Below are 19498 nucleotides of genomic sequence, written 5' to 3' on the forward strand. Positions count from 1 at the left end.
CAGTCGCGCAGTCAGCTTAATTATCTGCTGCCCAACCAGGGGTGTCGGGTGCGCCTCTGGCCAGTTCGACCGTCCTTGCGAGTCGTGACGCCGGCGCGGAGTCGCCCGGGTCGCCCGCCCGCTCGGTCCAGTCGTCGATGGCCCGTCCGGTCCATGAATCGGCCGCGAGAACCTGTTCACGGGCTGTTTCGTACTTCCCGTCGTTCACGACGGTCGTCCCCGCACTGGACGCGGCGGCCACCGCGAGCAGTTCGGCGCGGTCTTCGTCGGTCGGTTCGCGGGCGGCCAGCCGCGAGACGACCCCTTCGAGACGGGCCGGTTCGGGGTGGACGAACACCTTCTCGCCGATGGCGTGGCGGCCGAACAGCGGTTTCGCCTCGGTTGGCGTCCGGTCTATCAGGCGCTCACCGCCGAACGTCGATTCGACGCGCTCACATTCGGTTTCTACATCGAGGGCGAGGTTGTAGCCGGGGTACACCGAACACTCCTCGGGATAGAGGTCGCTGTCGTGGATGCGACACTGCAGCGTCTCGGGGTCTAAGAATACGCACGTCGAGAGCCACGTCGCCTCGGTGTCGAACGGACCGACCGGTTTCGGCGGCTTGCGAAGGCCGACGAAAAATGCGGGGCCGCCATCGATTGCGGCGAGGTCGATGCCGTCTATCGTCACCCTAGAGTCGGCGGCGTTCGCGTCCTGAAACAGGCGCGGGACGAGCGCGTCGCCGTAGCCAGCGTCGATGAAGCGGCGGACTTCGTCGCGGCGGAGCGGGACCAGATTGTACACGTCGTCGAGCGGTTGGCGCGGGCCGCGGCGCTCGTGGTCGAGGGCGACCGGAGAGATGGCACGCCAGTCGATACAACAGCCGGCGCAGCCTTCGCAGTTCACGCGCATGGAGTGGCCCACGCTACCGTGGGGCAAAAAGGGTTGGGCGAAGCGAGGGTGTCAGCGGAGGTCGATGCGGTTCACTTCGTCCCACGTGGTCTCGTCGAGGACGACGATTTCCGACTGGCCAATGACGTAGAGGTGGTCACCGATGTAGACGGCGCGCTGTGGGGTGTCGATTTTCACCGACGTCACGATTTCGAGGCCGTCGTCGTAGGCGACGATGTGGCCCTTCTCCGCTCCGGGGAGGAAGAACACGCCGTGTTTCTCGTCGAGGAGGAAGGCGTGGTGACTCTGCTGGATGGCCGACCAGCGGTCGTCGAGTTTCAGGTCGTCTTCGATGGTCGGGTCGGTCGGGTCGGACACGTCGAACATGACCGCCTTCACCGAGCCGTTGTCCTGCCCGATGCCGAGGACGCGGTCTTCACCGATGGGGTGGAGGTACGACGAGAAGCCCGGGAGCTTCAGTTCGCCTTCGAGCGTCGGGTTCTGTGGGTCGGAGAGGTCTAACACGTGGAACGGGTCGATTTGGCGGAACGTGACGACGTAGCCGCGGTCACCGTCGAAGCGGACGCCGAAGATGCGCTCGTTCTTGCCCATGTCCTCGACCGAACCCGTGACCGAGAGCGACTCGTCTAAGACGTACACGTCGTTCACCGGTTCGGTGGAGGCTCCGAGGAACCACGGCGACCAGATGGTCGTCGCGATGCGGAGGTGGCCCTCGTGTTCGTCCATCGAGAACTGGTTGAACGGCGTGCCGGGCACTGCGCCCGTCGCCGTCACGTCGAAGCCGTCTTCGATACCGACTTTCACGATGCTCGTGGTGACGAAGTCGCGCTTGTGTTTCTCGACGTAGTTCTCGGCGCGGTCTTGAAGCCGCTCAGAGACGCGTTCGCGCTCTGCGGGCGACAGGGTGGCGTACCACTGCTGGAGGATAGCCTGCACCTCGACGGTGCGCGCCTGCTCTGAGAGATCGTACGTCTGGAGGCGCTCTAATCGCTCGACCGTGCGCTGATCGAGCAGGTCACGAGCGTCCGTGAGCAGGAAGTCGAGCATGAGGTCGCCCTGGCTCGGGTACTCGGAGTACGTGAGGTAGATGCCGGTTTCTGACATCGTGACGACGGAGGCGTACCCACCGACGAACGAGAGGCTGTCAGAGACCTCGCCGGAGTCGGGTTCGAGCGCCAGCGCGGTGTAGGTCAGCGAAGAGGGCATCGGTTCGGAGGGGTGGAGGATGTCTGTACACCGCACCGAGACGCCCGCGAGCGGTTCGATTGGGCATGGTTCACCGTAGTTGATGTTCTGCTGGACGACGAGGTACACCGTGCCGTTCATCAGGCGAGCGGTGTGAATGTAGCCGTCTACGGCTTTCTCCCAGGATTTCTCGGGGTTGTCCGGGTCGGACACGTCGTAGGCGGTGACGCGGTCGCCACCGAGGACGAGCAGCGTGTCGTTCGCGAGGAGGAGTTCGCCGGAGGCGTCAATCTTCGAGACGACGTCAGCCTTCTCGGGTGGCAGGGCGCTCACGACGCTCGTCTGTGGCTTGTAGCGAGCGTCGTCTTCGGCGCGTTCGTAATAGTAGTAGTAGTACTGGCCCTGACTGACGAAGAGGTGGGTGCCATCGGTCTTCACGAGGTCCGGTTCGTCGATGCCCTGAATCTGGACGTTGGTGCCGGAGACGCGGTCAGGTTCGCCGGATTGCCCGCCGTCGTTTCCGCCCTCACTGGTCCGGGTAGGTGCGCCGTCGGGACTCGCACCTTCCTGGACTGCGACATCCACACCGCCGTCCGCGCCGCCGAAGCCGAATCCACCGTAGCTACTCTTGGCTCTCCCGGCTTCGAGGTACTGCTGGAAGGCTTCCGCAGAGTCGAAGCGTTCGAGTGCGGTGGGTTCTGGTGTTGAGTTCGGGTCCGTGCCCGGGCGATCGTCGAGTGCTGGAAGCATCGCGCCGACGAGGACGCCCGTCGTGGTCAGTACGACGAGGGTCAACGTCACGATGCGAAATGGCGTCAGTCGAACCATGGCGGTCTCACGAGCGAAGTGCTCGATTAACAGAAGGATACAGACTCAAATAGCGATTCCCTAACATCAAATACCTGTTTGAGTTATCGAGCCGTCGGCTCGTTTTGGGGTGTAACTGTCGTCTCGTACGATGGTTCGGTCGACAGCGAGACCCAATCAGTAAGGGAGTCATTGCTATACCCCTGCGGGGAGTCATACCGGTATGGCACGACGGGCGTGTGACGCGTGTGGTCGCAAGGTAAAGATAGCCGGCGGCATCGGCGACCTTTGGTCGTTCGACTACGGTCCCTCGGACGGGATGACGCTGGAGTACGAAGACGGCCGCGAGTATTTCCTCTGTTTCGAATGTATCGAGCAACTGCCGGCGGCCGCCACTGCCGAGGACGTAGAGGCACTCTGAGGTGGTGAATCCGGTGGTATTTTGGCCGCGCGGACAGGGTTCTCTAACGTGAATACGGAGCGCATTCTCGACGAATTTCCGGCCCCCTCGTTTCGCGGTGCCCAGAAGCAGGCGCTCCTCGACATCAAGAACGCCTACGACGCCGGCAACGACGTGGTGCTCGTCCGCGCGCCGACCGGGAGTGGGAAATCGTTACTCGCCCGCGCCATCGCCGGGTGTGCGAAAAAGCCCGGGGAGGGCGACCCGACGCGGCCGATGGGCGCGTACTACACCACGCCGCAGGTGTCACAGTTAGACGACGTGGCGGACGACGAACTCCTCGAAGACCTCCAGATTATTCGCGGAAAGCGCAACTACTCCTGTATCCTGCCGGGCGAATCGACCACGCCCGTCAATCAGGCCCCCTGCGCCCGTGAGAAGGGCTTCGACTGCAACGTCAAACACAGGTGTCCGTACTTCTCCGACCGGGCCATCGCAGCCAACCGCTCGATTGCGGCGATGACTCTCGCGTACTTCATGCAGACCGCCGGAACCGAAGCGTTCGGCCAACGCGACGTGGTGGTCATCGACGAGGCGCACGGCCTCGCCGAGTGGGCAGAGATGTACGCGACCATCGACATCCAGCCACACACCGTGCCCGTCTGGGAGCAGCTGAACGTCCCCGAAATCGACGGCCTCGACCGCGCCGTCTCGTTCGCCGACGGCGTCAAGGACATCTGCACCCGGCGCAAGGACGAGCTCCTGCGGAAGGTCGAACTCTCGCCCGCGGAAGTCGCAGAGCGCGACCGCCTCCAGAAACTAATCGCTGACCTGAAGTGGTTCGTCGAGGACTACCGGAACCCGGAGAGTCCGACAACGTGGGTCGTCGACCAGCCAGACGGCGAGGGAACCGGCGTCACGGTCAAACCGATGAATCCAGAACGCTACCTGCGTCACACCGTCTGGGACCGGGGAACGAAGTTCGCGCTTCTCTCGGCGACGATTCTCAACCGCGAGGCGTTCTGTCGGCAGGTCGGTCTCGACCCGAAGAAAGTCGCCCTCGTGGACGTTCCTCACACCTTCCCCCTCGAAAATCGCCCGCTCTACGACGTGACCCAGGGAAAGATGACCTACGAGCACCGCAAGCAGACGCTTCCGAAAATCGCTCGCCTCATCGTCCAGTTGATGCAAAAGCATCCCGACGAGAAGGGAATTATCCACGCCCACTCCTACGCGATTCAGGCGGAATTAGAGCGGATGCTCGGCGAATTCGGCGTCGCCGGACGCGTGCAGGCCCACTCACGGGAGAACCGGGATGCGGACTTAGAAAGCTGGAAGGCGACCGACGACCCCGACGTGTTCCTCTCGGTCAAGATGGAGGAAGCCCTCGACCTGAAAGGCGATCTCGCCCGCTGGCAGGTCATCTGCAAAGCGCCCTACCTGAACACGTCGGACTCGCGGGTGGCCCGCCGCCTCGAAGACGGACAGTGGGCGTGGTACCACCGCGCCGCGCTGCGCACCGTGATTCAGGGCTGTGGCCGCGTCGTTCGAGCACCGGACGACTACGGCGCGACCTATCTGGCGGATTCGAGCCTCCTCGACCTGTTCGAACGGGCAGAACCCGACATGCCCCCGTGGTTCAAAGAGCAGGTGGACGCGATGACCGTCCCGGACCTGCCCGACTTCGACGGAAAGGCCGCGGCGGGCGAGAAGTTCGGCAGTCCTTCGAAAACGTCCCGGCGAGCCCCAACGCGCAACTCGACGCGCTCGTCAGGGGGTCGTTCGTCGTCAGGTTCGTCCTCGTCCTCGTCCACCGCCGCGAGCAGTGACGGCTCCCGACGCAAGGGGAATCCCAAGAATAAGTCGTTCGAGGACCATCCACTTTCCGACATCTGGAGCGAGTAGTCAGTCGATTTTCGCGTCCACGACGACGTGCCAGACGCCCTCGCTGTGGCTCTTTACCTTGCGTCTGTCGAGTATCTCGACCGCCCGGTCAGCCCGGGCTGCGGCCGCGGTAAGACGGTCGATTGGTCGGTCCCAGAGCAGGGTTTCGGGCGTCGTCTCGTGTATGTGGAGGACGCCGCCGGGTTCAAGCGCGGCGAGTGCGGCGTCAAGATACTCGTGTGCCTCGTAATAGCCCATCACGACGCGGTCTGCAGAAATCTCGACGTCCCGGCAGTCGGCGAGGATGGCGTCTACCCGGTCGGTCACGTCGTTCAATTGGGCGTTCTCCGCGAGGAATTTGAAGGACGTGGGGTTGATTTCGGTCGCCGTGACGTGTGCGCCAGCACGGGCCATCGGGAGCGTGAAGTAACCGATGCCCGCGAACATGTCGAAGACGCGCTCGTCGGGTTCGACGACCTCGCCCATGCGGACGCGCTCCGCCTGATTTCCGGGCGAGAACATCACCTGTGAGAGGTCGACGGCGTACTTCGTTCCGTGTTCGGTGTGGACGGTTTCGGTGTCGCCGCTGCCCGCGATGACGGTGCCGGTGGGTTCTCTGCGTGCGCCAGAAATCCCGCCGCGGGAGACGACGGTCTCCGCCTCGCCGTGCAGCGAGAGTAGCGCCTCGCCAACTTCTTTGGGGCGAGGGCAGTCGTCTGGGAGTTTGACGAGCACGACAGACCCGACGACGGCCCACGAGGTGGGCGCGGAGTCGAGTTCCGCTTCGGTCCAGCCCTCGGCGGCGAGCACGTCTTCGAGTGTGCGAGTGCGCCGTTGTGGGTCGGTCTGGCGAATCACGTCGAAGACGGCGGTTTCGCTGGGCGGGGCGAGAATCGGGAGTTCGACGTGTCCCTCGTCGTGGGTGACGACTTTGCGCGAATCGTCGTAGACGCCTTCTGCGGTGAGTGAGGCGATGGCAGCCTCGGCATCGGCTTTCGCGACGACGGCAGCGAGGTCACGCATCGTCGGGGAGGATGTGGAGGCCGGCGCGACTCTTCAGGACAGAAACCATCGTCGCATCGGGGTCGAGGTACGAGGGCCGCGAGATGGTCTTCGACTCGAAGGTCTCTGGGTCTAACACCTGCACCGCGTGTTCGTCTTCGACGGTGACGAGGGTGGTCTCCTCAGCGTCGTCCACCGAGCCGATTTTCTTCGCGCTCGCGGCCTCCTCGTCGCCGAACGGGGCTTCGAACGGGTCGCCCGTGGTGAGACGGATGCCCTTCAGGTTGCCCTGGACGCTCTTTACGAGGACGGGGCCGCCGTCGTCCTGGGGGTCGATGATGTCGCCGGGGGTGAACGGCGGCAGGCGGACCGCGAAGGTGACGCGGTAGACGCCGTTGCCGTCCTCGTCTTCGGTGACGAGCGTCTCCGAGTCGGAGTAACTGCCGCCGAACTCGTTTACGACGCGGCGGGCGATTTTCATCCCGATTTTGTTGGTCGAGACCTTGACGTTGAGGCCGTCCGGGCCGCGTTTGGTCTCGGTGATGAAGGCGTCGCGGTCGCCGGTATCCTGCATGCTGGCGACGACTTCGTTCGCGATTTCTTCGGCGCGATTCATCTCCTCTGCGGTCGGCGTGCGGTCGCGGGCGCGAATCTGGACGGTACTCGCGTAGTAACTGCCCGCGATTTTCCCGCAGCGAGAGCACGTCTGGCGCGAGATTTTCACGGGCACCATCACTTCTTCCTCGATTGGCGTGTCGCGGATGACACCTGTGAAGTAACAGTGCATGTGGATGGTGTTCTGGTCTACCTGTTCGGGTTCGACCGCCCAGTCTACGTCCGCCACGTCCACGTGGACCTGGAGGTTGCGAGAGACTTCTTCGATGGCGATGTCGGTGTAGTCCTCTGCGCCCACGTCGACCCAGCTGCTCTTGCGGTAGAGCGCGCCACAGTGGGCGCAAACGAGCACCTCGATGCGGTCGGGGGCAGAGACGAACTCGAAGTTCTCGAAGTAACAGTCGTCACAGAGCTTCGCGTCCGGGTCCACTGGCTCACCCGGGCGTGGCTCTTCGGGGAGGTCCATCGGGTCCCCACAGCGTGGACAGAAGGCGCGCGAATCGGTCATTGTACTCTGTAGGCAGTTCACGCGGTAAAAACGCCGCGTCCCGCGGCCCGAACCGTGCGAGAACGTAACAGGGAAGCTTTAGTTCGCGAATCACTTACGAGAGAGCATGAATTGGAAGCCAGACTGGGGCCTGCGCGGGCGCATGGCTCTGACCATGTTCCTGCTCTTTGCCCTCTACATCGTCTTTATCGGGGTCCTCACGCTCTACTTCGAGAGCCTCGTGATTACCGTCGCGTTCATGGGGATCTTCATGTTCGCCCAGTTCTTCTTCAGCGACAAACTCGCCCTCTATTCGATGGGCGCGAAAGTCGTAGACGAAGACGAATACCCCGAGTTGCACGCCACGATTGGCCGCCTCGCCCAGCAGGCGGACCTGCCGAAGCCGAAGGTCGCCGTCGCGAACTCCCGCGTTCCGAACGCTTTCGCGACCGGGCGCTCCCAGAAGAACTCCGCCGTGGCAGTCACCACGGGCATCATGCAGACGCTGGACCAGGACGAATTAGAGGGCGTTCTCGCACACGAACTCGCGCACATCAAGAACCGCGACGTGATGGTCATGACCATCGCCTCGTTCCTCTCGACGATTGCCTTCCTCATCGTTCGCTGGGGCTGGCTGTTCGGCGGCGGCGGGCGCAACCGCGAGGGCGGCGCACCTGTCATCGTGGCCATCTTCGTCTCGCTCATCGTCTGGGTGGTGTCGTTCCTGCTCATTCGCGCCCTCTCGCGCTATCGCGAATACTCCGCAGACCGCGGCGGGGCCATCATCACGGGCAAGCCCTCCGCGCTCGCCTCGGCGCTGATGAAGATTTCGAGCGGGATGGAGCGCGTTCCGAAAGAGGACCTGCGCGAGCAGGCCGAGATGAACGCGTTCTTCATCATCCCCATCAAGAGCGGCTTCATCGGGCGCATCGCGAGCACGCACCCACCGATGGAAAAGCGCATCCAGAAGCTCCGCGAGATGGAGCGGGAGATGGAACTCGCATAGATGGGCTTACTCGATAGTCTCAGAGAAGCCCTCGGCATGCGCGCCGAGGCGGACTCCATGCGCGATGCGGACCCAGACGACCTGTTCGGGATGAGCACCGCCTACCTGACGATGGAGGCGGACCTCGGCTTCGAACCCTCGGCTGAAGCCGCCCTCTGTTTCGCGGGCGTGGACAACACCGATTTCGCCGACACAGTGCGCGAGGTAGACGACATCCTCCACGCCGGCAAAGAAGAGACGGGCACCGAAATGTCGTTCCAGAAAGACGGTCACGGCTACGAGTGGGTCGTGCTCGAAGACGACGACCCCGAGGACCTCGTGACGAGCATCCACTTCGCCGCGGACACGTTCGTCGAACGCGGCTACGGGTCGCGCCTGCTCGCCGCGCTGTTCGGCTTTGAGAAGGACGGCCAGATGGCCTACTGGGTGTACTCGTTCCGCCGGGGGGCGTACTACCCCTTCGCCCCGAAAGGGAACAAAGAGCACAACACGAGCGTCGAGTTCAAACTCGAGAGCGTCCTAGACGGCGAACTCGAACTCGAAGCGGACAAGGCCTACTGGTACCCCCTCTGGCCGAGCAGTGCGGGCCGCCACCCCTGGGACTAGGCGCTCGTTTTCACACAAATAGGTTCGTGCCCACGTCACAAACGGCCGTTCGGCATCCCGCATTTTCACTTTCACCCTCCTGTTAACGAGGCTTTATACCCGAGGCGGAAAAAGAACGGAGTATGGCAAAAGACGTCGACCTCGAGAGTCTCCCTGGTGTCGGTCCGGCAACCGCAGACAAGCTTATCGAAGCCGGCTTCGACACGTTCCAGTCGATTGCAGTCGCCAGCCCTGGCGAACTGTCGAACACCGCAGACATCGGTGAATCCACCGCCGCAGACATCATCAACGCCGCCCGCAAAACGGCTGACATCGGCGGCTTCGAGACAGGCTCCGCAGTGCTCGAACGACGACAGAAAATCGGCAAGCTCAGCTGGCTCGTCCCGGACGTAGACGACCTGCTCGGCGGCGGCGTCGAAACCCAGTCCATCACCGAAGTGTACGGTGAGTTCGGGGCCGGGAAGTCTCAGATTACCCATCAGCTTTCGGTGAACGTCCAGCTCCCCCGCGAGTTCGGCGGGCTCGAAGGCAGCGCCATCTTCATCGACTCCGAGGACACCTTCCGGCCAGAGCGTATCGACGACATGGTCCGTGGCTTAGACGACGAGATTATTCAGGCCGCGATGGAGCGCCGCGAAATCGAGGGCAGCCCTGGCGACGACGAAGCCATGGAACTGCTCGTCCAGGACTTCTTAGACCACATCCACGTCGCGAAGGCGTTCAACTCGAACCACCAGATTCTGCTCGCCCAGAAGGCAAAGGAAATCGCAGGCGACACACAGGACACCGAGTGGCCCGTCCGCCTGCTCTGTGTGGACTCGCTGACCGCCCACTTCCGCGCCGAGTACGTGGGCCGTGGCCAACTCGCCCAGCGCCAGCAGAAACTCAACAAACATCTCCACGACCTGATGCGCGTCGGCGACCTCAACAACACCGCCGTCGTCGTCACGAACCAGGTGTCCTCGAATCCCGACTCGTTCTTCGGCGACCCGACCCAGCCAATCGGTGGGAACATCCTCGGACACACCTCGACGTTCCGGATGTACCTGCGCAAATCGAAGGGCAGCAAGCGTATCGTCCGCCTCGTGGACGCGCCGAACCTGCCGGACGGTGAGGCAGTCATGCGTGTCGAGGGCGAAGGCCTGAAGCCGGAATAAGCGGTTTCGATTCTCTCTTCATTTTCTCGTTCGCGTCGCTACACCGTGAGCGATTGGTAAAAAGCGAGAGTGACCGGGTACTATTCTTCGGTGACGGTCTTATCGAGGTCTTTCTCGCCGAAGTAGATTTCCGCGCCGTCCTGGGCGACTTTCTCTGCGAGGACGGCACACTTGATGCGCATCGGGCTGATGTCGACGCCGAGCATGTCGACCATGTCGTCGCGGTCCATCGCTTGGAGTTCCTCGATCGTCATCCCAGGAAGTTTCTGCGAGAGCAGACTGGCGCTCGCCTGGCTGATGGCACAGCCGTCGCCGGTGAAGGCGACGCGGACGATTGTCTCCTCGTCCTCGTCCAGGACGACGTCCATACTAATCTCGTCACCGCACAGCGGATTCTCGCCGACGTGTGAGAACGTCGCATTCTCCAGATGCCCGTAATTTCGCGGGTTCTTGTAGTGGTCGAGAATCTGCTGTCGGTACATATCCGAACCCAGTCCCATACTGTCCACGATATGAGAGTGCGACCTAAAAGGATTCCGCAGCCGGGATTTTCGCGAAATAGAATAGTCAGAAAAAATGAATGGAAATTTCTCAATAACCGGTAGTGTAGGAAATAAAGTCCGAAAGGCTGAATATCCATATATCAAGAATGAGTAATTAGCAGTACATTTATTATGGATGGCGTAGATTATTAAATTGATACCAGGGATTCCGAGTTCTTGGAATGAGGTATCAACTGAGGGGAAGGGTAGGGGAGAACCGCAGCAAACTGCTGAGTCGTCAGTACCGGTCGCAAAGCCGGCGCGTGGGGGCGCGACGACGACTCGGCGCAACGAGCCACGTGGCTCGTAAGGGGGTCCACAGGGGAGGGACGAACCGAGACTTCGTCGGGGGGCGAAATCTCAGCATAAACGAGTCCTTGGGGGAGGACTGAGGGGTTTATTGGGGGGAGTACCGGTGACGGATTTTTCGAATGCGTTTCACTGTCGAGCGGACGTCAGACGCTCGCGAAGATTTCGCGGGCAGCGTCGACGGCGTCGACGAGCGCATCGACCTCTTCTCGTGTGTTGTAGAGATAGAACGACGCCCGAGCGGACGCGGAGATGCCGAGGCGGTCGTGGAGCGGTTGCGTACAGTGGTCGCCCGCACGGATGGCCACGCCGTAGTCGTTGACGATGCTCGAAAGGTCGTGGGCGTGGAGGTCGTCGAGGGTGAACGAGACGAGCCCAGAGCGGTCTTCGCCCAGGCCCGGCCCGTAGGTCGTCACGTCGTCGAACTCGTTGAGGCGTTCGAGCGCGTACTGGGCGAGCTGGTGCTCGTGGGCCTGAATCTTCTCCAGACCAATCTCGTCTAGGTAGTCACACGCCTCGGCGAAGGCGATGCCTTCTGCGATGAGCGGCGTGCCGGCCTCGTACTTCCACGGCAGGTCGTTCCACGAGGAGTCCTCGTAGGTGACCTTCCGAATCATCTCGCCGCCGTAGAGGAACGGCTCCATGTTCTCGAGAATCTCCTTCCGCCCGTAGAGGCCGCCAATGCCGGTTGGTCCGCACATCTTGTGACCGGAAAAGGCGTAGAAATCCACGTCCAGAGCTTTGACGTCCACCGGTCGGTTCGGCACTGCCTGGGCCCCGTCACCGAAGATGTAGGCGTCGTGGTCGTGGGCGAGAGCAGCGAGGTCGCGAATCGGGTTGACCGTGCCGAGCGTGTTCGAGATGTGGACCGCGCTGACCATCTGCGTGTCGTCGTCGATGAGTTCCGCCGCGTGGTCCATGTCGAGTTTCCCGTCGTCCGTGATACGGATGTAGCGCACCTCCGCACCCGTCCGCTTGGCGATTTGCTGCCAGGTAACCAGCGAGGCGTGGTGTTCCATCTCCGTGAGGACGACGTTGTCGCCTTCACCGAGTTCGTTCAGGCCCCACGCGTAGGCGACGAGGTTGATGCTCTCGGTCGTGTTCTTCGTGAAAATCATCTCCTCGCGGCCGGCTGCGCCGACGAACTCGGCGACTCTGTCGTGTGCCTCTTCGTAAGCGATAGACGCCTCCTGGCTCAGATGGTGGATGCCCCGGTGGACGTTCGCGTTGTAGCCCCGATAGTAGTCCCCGAAGATGTCGATGACGCGATTTGGCGTCTGACTTGTGGCCGCATTGTCGAGGTACACCAGTGGCGTGTCGTCGCCGACGGTCCGCGAAAGGATTGGGAAATCCTCCCGGAGACGGGCGACGTCGAGTGGTGCTGACTCTTGGGTTCCCATTACTCGACGTAAGGAGATGGAGACAGAACTTTCCTTCGGTCGCCGACCGATTTGGCCGAAAACCGGAGCCTGCGCTTACGTGTCGGGCAGTACGTCGCGGTTCAGCGTGACACCGAGTCCAGGGCCCTCCGGCGGGGTGACGGTTCCCTCGTCCGCGGTGAACGTCTCCTCCAGCATGAAACTCCACGATTCGGGCGTCCACGGCGGTTCGAGCGGGAATTCGCACCACGGACTGCCCACGGCGGCCATCACGTGGAGGTTCGCGGCGAACCCGATGGCGTTCGTCCACGTGTGCGGAACGACCGAAACGCCCTGCTGGGCGGCCGATTGGGCAAGAGAAACCGTCTCCCCCATACCGAGGGCGAGCATGGAATCGGGCTGGAGGACGTCGAGCGCCTCCGCACGCAGGAACTCGCGAACGTGGTGAGGGCCGTTGTTGAACTCTCCGCCCGCGATGGGCACGTCCGTCTGCTCGCGCAGGCGAGCGTAGCCCCGGTAGTCGTGGCGCGGAAGTGGCTCTTCGAGCCACACGATATTGCCGATATCCTCGAGTTCGCGACACACCTCACGGGCGTCGGCGAGTGACCACTGCTTTTCTTCGTCCATCACCCGGACGCTCCAACCCTTGTTCGCGTCCACCATCAGCGTCAGGTCGGGGAACGCTTCTCTGACTTCGCGGACGATTTCGAGGTCGGCTGTCGACTGGACGCGGAGTTTCACCGCCTCGAACCCCTCGGCGACGCGCTGTTCCACGTACTCGATGCGGTCTGGGGCGGACTGGACCTCGCCCGTGGAGGCGTACGCTGGAATCGCCCGGGACTCGGCCCCGAACAGTTCGTACACCGGCTTTCCCGCGTCCTTGCCGATGATGTCCCAGAGGGCAGTCTCGATGTGCCACGGGCGCGGGCCGACGAGGTCGATGCTCGCGAGTTTCCGCCGGATGCCTGCGACGTTGTGTGGGTCCTCGCCGAGCAAGAACAGCGAGAGGGCGTTCTCGTAGTCGATGCCGCCGGCGAAACTCGGACTCGCGGTGATGCCGGAGATGCCCGCGTCGGTTTCGATTTCGAAAATCTCGGCCTCGTGTGTTCCCTGCGGGTAGCCGGGAATCCACGTCGGGTAGAACGCCCCGTCCAGATGGTGTTCGACGTGATACTGGGAGACACCAGTTATCTGCATGACAGGTGGCGCGAACTGCGGCGCAAAAAGTGTTCTGCCGACTTAGCCGAGGCGCAAGACCTGTGCGTGCCGCGTCTCGCCGATGGTGAGCACCGTGCTCTCGTCGACGAATCCGTTTTCGACGGCGACCTGAATCGCCTGCGTGCCGACGATGTTCGCGACGGTCGCCCGCTGAAGGCTCGCGACGACGCCCTGTTCGTCGGTCTCGTCGCCGCCGTAGAAGCTCTCGCTCACGGAGATGGAGACGTCGCCATCGGTGAACGTCTCGCCGAGGATGTCCGAATCACAGACGGAGACGAGCAGGCCTTCGGGGGTCTGCCGTTCGTTTACGATCATTCTTCGACGAGTTTGCGCTCTGCTTCCTGGCGCAGCTCTTCTGCCTCCTCTGCGAACTGCTCTGCGAGGTCGTCCTCGCCGACTTCCTCGTGGGCGCGAGCCTTCTCCTCAAGCAGGTCGATGGTGCGGAAACCGAGGCGAAGCGCGTTGTCGAAGCAGTTGAGCGCCTCCTGTGCGAGACCGCGTTCGAGCAGGAAGAAGCCGCGATTGTACCACGCCTGCGGGAAGCGCGGGTCGATTTCGACGGCGCGCTCTGCGTGTTCGAGCGCTTGCTCCGGGCGACCGAACTGCCAGAGCGCGTAGGCGAGGTTCGTCTCCGCGCTCGCGGCGTGCTCGGAGCGGTCGTCGAGCGAGATGGCTTCCTGATACGCGCCAATCGCTTCGTCGAACTCCTCTAACTCGGCGTGGGCCGCACCTTTGTTCACCCAGGACTCCTGGGCGACGAGGTCGTCTTCTGCGAACTGCGCGGCGCGCCCGAACGCCTCCGTCGCCTGTTCGAAGCGGTTGATTTGCATGTAGCCGAGGCCGACTTCGAGGAGTTGTGGGGCGTCTACGTCGTCTTTCGCGAGCTGGCGCTCGTCGAGCAGGTCGGTGAGGACGCGAGAGTCAACCGGGTCCACCTTCGAGGGGTCGACTTTCAATTCGGGTGGGTCGAGGTCGAACTCGTCGTACGAGTCTGAGAAACCCTGTCCCTCCGAGAACCGGTGTGGGTCGCGGTCGGGGTCGGTCATTGCCGGGCGTAGGCAATCACGCACATTAAGGGCTACGCCATCGCCACCCGCAGAATAATCGTCTCGAACCGCGAAGTGTCTGTATGCGACTGTTCGTGAGCATCGACCTGGACGGGCTCGCAGCGGCGGTCGCCGCCGTCCAGGAACCCCTCGCGTCGGTAAGTGGACTCGACCTCGTGGACCCGAACCAGACCCACGTCACGCTCAAATTCCTCGGCGAAGTCGGTGAGAAGAGCGTGCCGGAAATCGAAACCGCCGTCAGCGAAGCCGTCAGAACGACGGCGATTCGCCCCTTCACGGCGACGTTCGAGGGGCTCGGCGCGTTTCCGAACAGCGACTACATTCGCGTCGTGTGGCTCGGCGTCTCGGACGGAGCATCGGAATTGACCCGGCTCTACGAGGCCATCGAACGCCGACTCATCGAGGAGGGATTCGAGCCCGAAAGCCACGAGTTCACGCCGCACGTCACCCTCGGGCGGATGCGCCACGGCGGGGGCAAGGAAAAACTCCAGCGGGCACTCGAAACGGAGGGGGTGACCGCCGGGTCGATGGAGGTACGCGAGGTGCGCCTCAAAGAGAGTCTGCTCTCCGGTGACGCCCCCGAATACGTCACCGTGTCGCGGTTCGAACTGATTTAGGTCGGCCAAAATCTTTCAGTTCAGTGATAATTCTTAAGCCCATCGCGGCGCAAGCACGGATATGGGACTGGTCGAGAATCTCATCCTGGTGTTCATCGCGGGGTTTATCACGGCGCTCGCGACCGGCCTCGGCGCGCTGCCGTTCTTTCTCGTCGAGCGCGTGAGCGACCGGTGGAACGTCGTCCTCTGGGGGCTCGCCTCCGGCATCATGGTCTCTGCGTCCCTGTTCGGCCTCATCGGCGAAGGGCTGGCGAACGGGACGCCGACGGAGCTCGCCATTGGCCTGCTCGCCGGCGTCGTCCTCGTCGTCGTCAGCCACCGCATCATCTCCGGGACCGAAGTCTCGCCGAAACGCTACGAACAGGCAGACTTTCGCAAACTCGTCTTGATTCTCGGCATCCTCACCGTCCACTCGTTTCCGGAGGGCGTGGCCATCGGCGTCTCCTTTGCGGACCTGAATCTGGACACGGGCATCGCCCTGCTCGGCTTTAGCGTCCCGCTGCTCGCCGTGTTCATGACCGTCGCCATCTCGATTCACAACATCCCGGAGGGCGTGGCCATCTCCATTCCACTCCAGTCGATGGGCGTCTCGAAGTGGCGGATGGTCTGGTGGGCCGTCTTTTCGAGTCTTCCCCAGCCTCTCGGTGCAGTCATCGCCTTCTACTTCGTCCGCATCGCGCGGGAGTTTCTGCCCTTTGGCTTTGGCTTCGCGGCGGGGGCGATGATTTACCTCGTGCTCTCTGAGTTCATCCCCGAAGCCCTCGAACTCGGCGAGGAACTGCCCGGCGGCGGGCACACGGAACTCGCCTCCGGCCTCCTGGTCGGCGTGCTCGTCATGGTTCCCCTCGCGTTCGTCTGAATCGGCCGCTAACCTGAGTCAAAGGAACAAGATTTTATGCCGTCGAAGGGTACGCCCGTGTACTATGGGCAAGAAATCGAAGGCCAAGAAAAAGCGCCTGGCCAAACTCACGCGCCAGAACACGCGCGTTCCCGCCTGGGTTATGATGAAGACGGACATGGAAGTCCGACAGAACTACAAGCGCCGCAGCTGGCGGCGAAGCGACACCGACGAGTAAGCAATGAGCGCAAGCGATTTCGAGGAGCGCATCATCACCGTGCCGCTCCGTGACGTTACGGCAGTTGCAAAGCACCAGCGAGCCAACCGCGCGATGAAGATCATCCGCGAACACCTCGCGAAGAACTTCAAAGTCGACCCAGAAGACGTGCGTCTCGACCCGTCTATCAACGAGGCCATCTGGTCTCGCGGTCAGAAGAAGCCACCGCGCAGACTCCGCGTCCGCGCAGCGCGCTTCGAAGAGGACGGCGCACGCATCGTCGAAGCCGAACCGGCAGAGTAACGCTGTGTTACGTGCGGCATTCTCCGGTTCCGCGTACGTCGGCATCTTCGCGCGGACCACTGACGACTGCGTCGTCGTTCGCCCCGATGTCGACGACTCACTCCTCGCCGACTTAGAGGAGGAACTCGATGTCCCAGCAGTGGCAACCACGGTCGGCGGGTCGGGTGCGGTCGGCGCACTCGTCACCGGCAACGAGAACGGCCTGCTCGTTTCGAGCCGCATCAGCGACTACGAACGCGAGCGCATCGCGGACGTCGTCTCCGTTCCGGTGTACGAGTTGCCCGGTCGCATCAACGCCGCCGGGAACGTCATCCTCGCGAACGATACCGGCGCGTACGTCCACCCAGACCTCTCAGATGCGGCAGTAGAGGCGGTACGTGACGGCCTCGACGTGCCCGTCGAGCGCGGCGACTTGGCCGGCGTCAGAACCGTCGGCGCTGCGGCCGTCGCCACCAACAGAGGCGTCCTCTGTCACCCGAAAGCTACGGACCAGGAACTCGACGCGCTCGAAGCCGCGCTCGGCGTTCCGGCCGACATCGGGACGGTGAACTACGGGGCTCCCCTCGTCGGCTCCGGCCTGCTCGCCAACGACGCCGGCTACGTGGCCGGCAAGGACACGACCGGGCCGGAACTCGGTCGCATCGAAGACGCCCTCGGTTTCATCTAAGCCGTCGATTCGCCACCGATTCTGCGGATTTTCCGCCGAATCGACGCCCAACTCCGACGAGCGACAGCGCAGCACAGGAAGGGAAGATACTTCCCGCTCGCTCCCGGTATTCTCTTCCATGAGTCAATTCACCGTGACTGGTCAGTTCAAGACGAGCCGTGGCTGGGAATCGTACACCAAACAAATCGACGCGCCAAACGAGAACGTCGCACAGGAGCGCATCTTCACGCAGTTCGGCTCCAAACACGGTCTCGACCGCACGAAAATCACCATCGACTCCGTTGAAGAGGCAGAGGAGGTCGCAGCATGAGCGCCCAACAGCAGATGCAGCAGCTCTCCCAGCAGCTGCAGGCACTCGACGAAGAAATCGAAGCGCTCGAAGCCGAAATCGAGCAGAAGCGCGAAGAAAAACAGTCGATGGACGAGGCAGTCGAAGCCCTCGAACTCTTAGAGAGTGGCTCGACGGTACAGGTGCCACTCGGCGGCGGCGCACACGTCCGCGCAGAAGTGCTCGACATCGACGAAGTCGTCGTCACCCTCGGCGGTGGCTACGCAGCAGAGCGCGACCAAGAAGACGCAGTCGAGACGCTCAAGAACAAGAAAGAGCTCGTCGACGAGGAAATCAGCGACCTGCAGGACGAAGTCGCCGAACTCGAAGAGCAGTCTCAGCAGATCGAACAGCAGGCCCAGCAGATGCAACAGCAGCAGATGCAACAGCAGATGCAGCAGATGCAACAGCAGCAGGGCGAAGGCGACGAGCAGTAAGGTGAGATGTTCGACGGACTAAAAGAGAAGCTTTCGAGCTTCCGAAAGGATGTCGAGGAGTCGGCGGAAGTCGAGGAAGATGTCGACGACTCGCCAGCAGCCGACACGGAATCGGCGGCCGACCCGGCCACAGCCGAGGCCGACGCCGTCGAAGCCGAACCGGAAGCCCCTGCGGAGGCGGCTCCGGACGCAGCGCCGACCGAGACCCCGGAGCCAGCACCCGAACCGGTCGCAGACGAACCCGACTCCGCAGACCCCACCGAAACCGTCCCTGCGGAGGTTCCTGAGACGACTGACGAAGTCGAACCGGAAGCCAGTGCCGAAGCGGAACCCGAGACGGACGAAGGAGACGTCCAAGAGGCAGAGGCAGCCGGGGACGAAACAGACCCCGAGAAGGCGGACAACGGCCGCAGTTTCACCGAACGAGCGAAACTGTTCGCTACCGGACGGGTCGTCATCGAGGAAGAAGACTTAGAAGACCCACTCTGGAACCTGGAGATGGCGCTCATCCAGAGCGACGTCGAGATGAACGTCGCAGAGGAGATTTTAGACCGCATCAAGGAGAAACTCGTCGGCGAAACCCGTGTCCGCGGGCAGTCCACGGGCGACATCGTCGAAGAAGCACTCCACGATGCCCTCTACGACGTCATCAGCGTCGGGCAGTTCGACTTCGACCAGCGGGTTCGCGACGCCGACAAACCCGTCGTCATCATCTTCACGGGGGTAAACGGCGTCGGGAAGACCACGTCCATCGCGAAACTCTCGAAATACTTCGAGAAGCAGGGCCTCTCGACGGTGCTTGCCAACGGTGACACCTACCGCGCCGGGGCGAACGAGCAACTCGCAGAGCATGCCCGCCGGCTCGACAAGAAAATCATCACCCACGACCAGGGCAGCGACCCGACCGCCGTCATCTACGACGCAGTCGAGTTCGCGAAAGCCAACGACGTAGACGTCGTGCTCGGCGATACGGCCGGTCGGCTCCACACCAATAACGACCTGATGGCGCAACTCGAGAAGATAGACCGCGTCGTCGGGCCGGACATGACCATCTTCGTGGACGAAGCCGTGGCCGGACAGGACGCCGTCGAACGCGCCCGCACCTTCAACAACGCAGCGGCCATCGACGGTGCCATCCTGACGAAGGCAGATGCCGATTCGAACGGTGGCGCGGCAATCTCCATCGCTCACGTCACCGGAAAGCCGATTCTCTTCCTCGGCGTCGGGCAGGGGTACGACGACTTAGAGCGCTTCGACCCCGAACAGATGCTCGAACGCCTCCTCGGTGAGGAGTGAGCGGCGGATACCAGTCTTTTTTACCGGTATCGCGGACAAAACGCAGTGGTAACCAGGGGACGGCCACGGGAAACTGTGGGAAGCAACCAATCGCACAACCAGCAGCGGTCGCGTGTGCCGGTAAAATCTACCGCATCATGGGTTGTGGGGATGTTTTCGCCGTGAGACGCGTGTTCAAGATGCTTCCATGATGAACGTCCCGTGAGGGATGTGCACATGGACCAACCAACTACTGTCGA

General features: G+C 62.6%; 22 protein-coding genes. 13 read left to right on the forward strand and 9 right to left on the reverse strand.

Annotation, left to right across the window (positions count from 1 at the left end):
• Positions 1-16: 16 nt before the first annotated feature.
• The gene (locus P1M51_RS14455; protein WP_276245873.1) at positions 17-892 is read right to left on the reverse strand and encodes a YkgJ family cysteine cluster protein; all 876 of its coding nucleotides are present in this window, start codon (positions 890-892) and stop codon (positions 17-19) included.
• Between the two features lie 51 nt (positions 893-943).
• Positions 944-2905: a beta-propeller domain-containing protein gene (locus P1M51_RS14460; RefSeq protein WP_276245874.1), complete on the reverse strand. Its 1962-nt coding sequence runs from the start codon at positions 2903-2905 to the stop codon at positions 944-946.
• Between the two features lie 202 nt (positions 2906-3107).
• Here P1M51_RS14460 and P1M51_RS14465 point away from each other — a divergent pair, with 202 nt between their 5' ends.
• Together P1M51_RS14465 and P1M51_RS14470 are read left to right on the forward strand one after the other, a co-directional pair.
• Complete coding sequence (locus P1M51_RS14465; protein WP_276245875.1) at positions 3108-3305, forward strand: hypothetical protein; 198 nt, start codon at positions 3108-3110, stop codon at positions 3303-3305.
• Positions 3306-3353: 48 nt separating this feature from the next.
• Positions 3354-5189 (forward strand): ATP-dependent DNA helicase, encoded by a 1836-nt coding sequence (locus P1M51_RS14470; protein ID WP_276245876.1) that lies wholly within the window; start codon positions 3354-3356, stop codon positions 5187-5189.
• Here P1M51_RS14470 and P1M51_RS14475 read toward each other — a convergent pair whose 3' ends face one another.
• Both P1M51_RS14475 and P1M51_RS14480 read right to left on the reverse strand, forming a co-directional pair.
• Positions 5190-6191 carry a class I SAM-dependent methyltransferase family protein gene (locus P1M51_RS14475; protein WP_276245877.1) on the reverse strand — a complete coding sequence of 334 codons (1002 nt, stop codon included), beginning with the start codon at positions 6189-6191 and terminating at the stop codon, positions 5190-5192.
• Entirely contained in the window at positions 6184-7293 is a 1110-nt protein-coding gene (locus P1M51_RS14480) for a 60S ribosomal export protein NMD3 (RefSeq protein WP_276245878.1), read from the reverse strand. Before P1M51_RS14480 ends, P1M51_RS14475 begins: the two co-directional genes overlap by 8 nt.
• Positions 7294-7399: 106 nt before the next feature.
• On the opposite strand from P1M51_RS14480, the gene htpX reads away from it, so the two are divergent.
• The 3 genes from htpX (at position 7400) to radA (ending at position 10041) form a co-directional block, all read left to right on the forward strand.
• Positions 7400-8278, forward strand: coding sequence for a zinc metalloprotease HtpX (gene htpX, locus P1M51_RS14485; RefSeq protein ID WP_276245879.1), 879 nt, complete (start codon positions 7400-7402; stop codon positions 8276-8278).
• Positions 8279-8884 (forward strand): hypothetical protein, encoded by a 606-nt coding sequence (locus P1M51_RS14490; protein ID WP_276245880.1) that lies wholly within the window; start codon positions 8279-8281, stop codon positions 8882-8884.
• 122 nt (positions 8885-9006) lie between these two features.
• The gene (radA, locus tag P1M51_RS14495) at positions 9007-10041 is read left to right on the forward strand and encodes a DNA repair and recombination protein RadA (protein ID WP_276245881.1); all 1035 of its coding nucleotides are present in this window, start codon (positions 9007-9009) and stop codon (positions 10039-10041) included.
• 80 nt (positions 10042-10121) lie between these two features.
• Here the strand turns inward: radA and P1M51_RS14500 are convergent, their stop codons facing one another.
• From P1M51_RS14500 to P1M51_RS14520, 5 genes are all read right to left on the reverse strand, one after another.
• On the reverse strand, positions 10122-10541 hold the full coding sequence (locus P1M51_RS14500; protein ID WP_276245882.1) for an iron-sulfur cluster assembly scaffold protein: 420 nt from the start codon (positions 10539-10541) through the stop codon (positions 10122-10124).
• A gap of 497 nt (positions 10542-11038) precedes the next feature.
• Positions 11039-12292, reverse strand: a complete 1254-nt coding sequence (locus P1M51_RS14505) for an aminotransferase class V-fold PLP-dependent enzyme (protein WP_276245883.1) — start codon at positions 12290-12292, stop codon at positions 11039-11041.
• A gap of 75 nt (positions 12293-12367) precedes the next feature.
• Positions 12368-13468, reverse strand: coding sequence for a mandelate racemase/muconate lactonizing enzyme family protein (locus P1M51_RS14510; RefSeq protein ID WP_276274658.1), 1101 nt, complete (start codon positions 13466-13468; stop codon positions 12368-12370).
• A gap of 42 nt (positions 13469-13510) precedes the next feature.
• Positions 13511-13804, reverse strand: coding sequence for a DUF424 domain-containing protein (locus P1M51_RS14515; RefSeq protein WP_276245885.1), 294 nt, complete (start codon positions 13802-13804; stop codon positions 13511-13513).
• Positions 13801-14535: a tetratricopeptide repeat protein gene (locus P1M51_RS14520; protein ID WP_276245886.1), complete on the reverse strand. Its 735-nt coding sequence runs from the start codon at positions 14533-14535 to the stop codon at positions 13801-13803. The genes P1M51_RS14515 and P1M51_RS14520 overlap by 4 nt, the downstream gene beginning before the upstream one ends.
• 83 nt (positions 14536-14618) lie before the next feature.
• On the opposite strand from P1M51_RS14520, the gene thpR reads away from it, so the two are divergent.
• From thpR to ftsY, 8 genes are all read left to right on the forward strand, one after another.
• A complete protein-coding gene (gene thpR, locus P1M51_RS14525) occupies positions 14619-15173 on the forward strand; it encodes an RNA 2',3'-cyclic phosphodiesterase (protein WP_276245887.1) in 555 nt (184 codons plus the stop codon).
• A 61-nt stretch (positions 15174-15234) separates the two neighbouring features.
• Complete coding sequence (locus P1M51_RS14530) at positions 15235-16032, forward strand: ZIP family metal transporter (RefSeq protein WP_276245888.1); 798 nt, start codon at positions 15235-15237, stop codon at positions 16030-16032.
• Positions 16033-16096: 64 nt separating this feature from the next.
• Positions 16097-16249: a 50S ribosomal protein L39e gene (locus tag P1M51_RS14535; RefSeq protein ID WP_276245889.1), complete on the forward strand. Its 153-nt coding sequence runs from the start codon at positions 16097-16099 to the stop codon at positions 16247-16249.
• Between the two features lie 3 nt (positions 16250-16252).
• Positions 16253-16531 (forward strand): 50S ribosomal protein L31e, encoded by a 279-nt coding sequence (locus tag P1M51_RS14540; RefSeq protein ID WP_276245890.1) that lies wholly within the window; start codon positions 16253-16255, stop codon positions 16529-16531.
• A gap of 4 nt (positions 16532-16535) precedes the next feature.
• Complete coding sequence (locus P1M51_RS14545; protein WP_276245891.1) at positions 16536-17198, forward strand: translation initiation factor IF-6; 663 nt, start codon at positions 16536-16538, stop codon at positions 17196-17198.
• A gap of 118 nt (positions 17199-17316) precedes the next feature.
• Positions 17317-17508: a 50S ribosomal protein L18Ae gene (gene rpl18a / locus P1M51_RS14550; RefSeq protein ID WP_276245892.1), complete on the forward strand. Its 192-nt coding sequence runs from the start codon at positions 17317-17319 to the stop codon at positions 17506-17508.
• The gene (gene pfdA / locus P1M51_RS14555) at positions 17505-17963 is read left to right on the forward strand and encodes a prefoldin subunit alpha (protein WP_276245893.1); all 459 of its coding nucleotides are present in this window, start codon (positions 17505-17507) and stop codon (positions 17961-17963) included. Before rpl18a ends, pfdA begins: the two co-directional genes overlap by 4 nt.
• 6 nt (positions 17964-17969) lie before the next feature.
• The gene (gene ftsY / locus P1M51_RS14560) at positions 17970-19259 is read left to right on the forward strand and encodes a signal recognition particle-docking protein FtsY (RefSeq protein ID WP_276245894.1); all 1290 of its coding nucleotides are present in this window, start codon (positions 17970-17972) and stop codon (positions 19257-19259) included.
• Positions 19260-19498: the final 239 nt, after the last annotated feature.

The organism is Haladaptatus sp. QDMS2 (assembly GCF_029338295.1).
Classification (GTDB): domain Archaea; phylum Halobacteriota; class Halobacteria; order Halobacteriales; family Halococcaceae; genus QDMS2.

What these genes read in the sequence shown, in the direction of transcription:
- P1M51_RS14480 (WP_276245878.1), bottom strand. Translation starts at nt 7,293, where the DNA reads ATGACCGATTCGCGCGCCTTCTGTCCACGCTGTGGGGACCCGATGGAC.
- P1M51_RS14490 (WP_276245880.1), top strand. Translation starts at nt 8,279, where the DNA reads ATGGGCTTACTCGATAGTCTCAGAGAAGCCCTCGGCATGCGCGCCGAG.
- htpX (WP_276245879.1), top strand. Translation starts at nt 7,400, where the DNA reads ATGAATTGGAAGCCAGACTGGGGCCTGCGCGGGCGCATGGCTCTGACC.
- P1M51_RS14530 (WP_276245888.1), top strand. Translation starts at nt 15,235, where the DNA reads ATGGGACTGGTCGAGAATCTCATCCTGGTGTTCATCGCGGGGTTTATC.
- P1M51_RS14535 (WP_276245889.1), top strand. Translation starts at nt 16,097, where the DNA reads ATGGGCAAGAAATCGAAGGCCAAGAAAAAGCGCCTGGCCAAACTCACG.
- P1M51_RS14540 (WP_276245890.1), top strand. Translation starts at nt 16,253, where the DNA reads ATGAGCGCAAGCGATTTCGAGGAGCGCATCATCACCGTGCCGCTCCGT.
- P1M51_RS14475 (WP_276245877.1), bottom strand. Translation starts at nt 6,191, where the DNA reads ATGCGTGACCTCGCTGCCGTCGTCGCGAAAGCCGATGCCGAGGCTGCC.
- P1M51_RS14455 (WP_276245873.1), bottom strand. Translation starts at nt 892, where the DNA reads ATGCGCGTGAACTGCGAAGGCTGCGCCGGCTGTTGTATCGACTGGCGT.
- P1M51_RS14505 (WP_276245883.1), bottom strand. Translation starts at nt 12,292, where the DNA reads ATGGGAACCCAAGAGTCAGCACCACTCGACGTCGCCCGTCTCCGGGAG.
- rpl18a (WP_276245892.1), top strand. Translation starts at nt 17,317, where the DNA reads ATGAGTCAATTCACCGTGACTGGTCAGTTCAAGACGAGCCGTGGCTGG.
- radA (WP_276245881.1), top strand. Translation starts at nt 9,007, where the DNA reads ATGGCAAAAGACGTCGACCTCGAGAGTCTCCCTGGTGTCGGTCCGGCA.
- P1M51_RS14465 (WP_276245875.1), top strand. Translation starts at nt 3,108, where the DNA reads ATGGCACGACGGGCGTGTGACGCGTGTGGTCGCAAGGTAAAGATAGCC.
- P1M51_RS14460 (WP_276245874.1), bottom strand. Translation starts at nt 2,905, where the DNA reads ATGGTTCGACTGACGCCATTTCGCATCGTGACGTTGACCCTCGTCGTA.
- P1M51_RS14510 (WP_276274658.1), bottom strand. Translation starts at nt 13,468, where the DNA reads ATGCAGATAACTGGTGTCTCCCAGTATCACGTCGAACACCATCTGGAC.
- thpR (WP_276245887.1), top strand. Translation starts at nt 14,619, where the DNA reads ATGCGACTGTTCGTGAGCATCGACCTGGACGGGCTCGCAGCGGCGGTC.
- P1M51_RS14515 (WP_276245885.1), bottom strand. Translation starts at nt 13,804, where the DNA reads ATGATCGTAAACGAACGGCAGACCCCCGAAGGCCTGCTCGTCTCCGTC.
- ftsY (WP_276245894.1), top strand. Translation starts at nt 17,970, where the DNA reads ATGTTCGACGGACTAAAAGAGAAGCTTTCGAGCTTCCGAAAGGATGTC.
- P1M51_RS14520 (WP_276245886.1), bottom strand. Translation starts at nt 14,535, where the DNA reads ATGACCGACCCCGACCGCGACCCACACCGGTTCTCGGAGGGACAGGGT.
- pfdA (WP_276245893.1), top strand. Translation starts at nt 17,505, where the DNA reads ATGAGCGCCCAACAGCAGATGCAGCAGCTCTCCCAGCAGCTGCAGGCA.
- P1M51_RS14500 (WP_276245882.1), bottom strand. Translation starts at nt 10,541, where the DNA reads ATGGGACTGGGTTCGGATATGTACCGACAGCAGATTCTCGACCACTAC.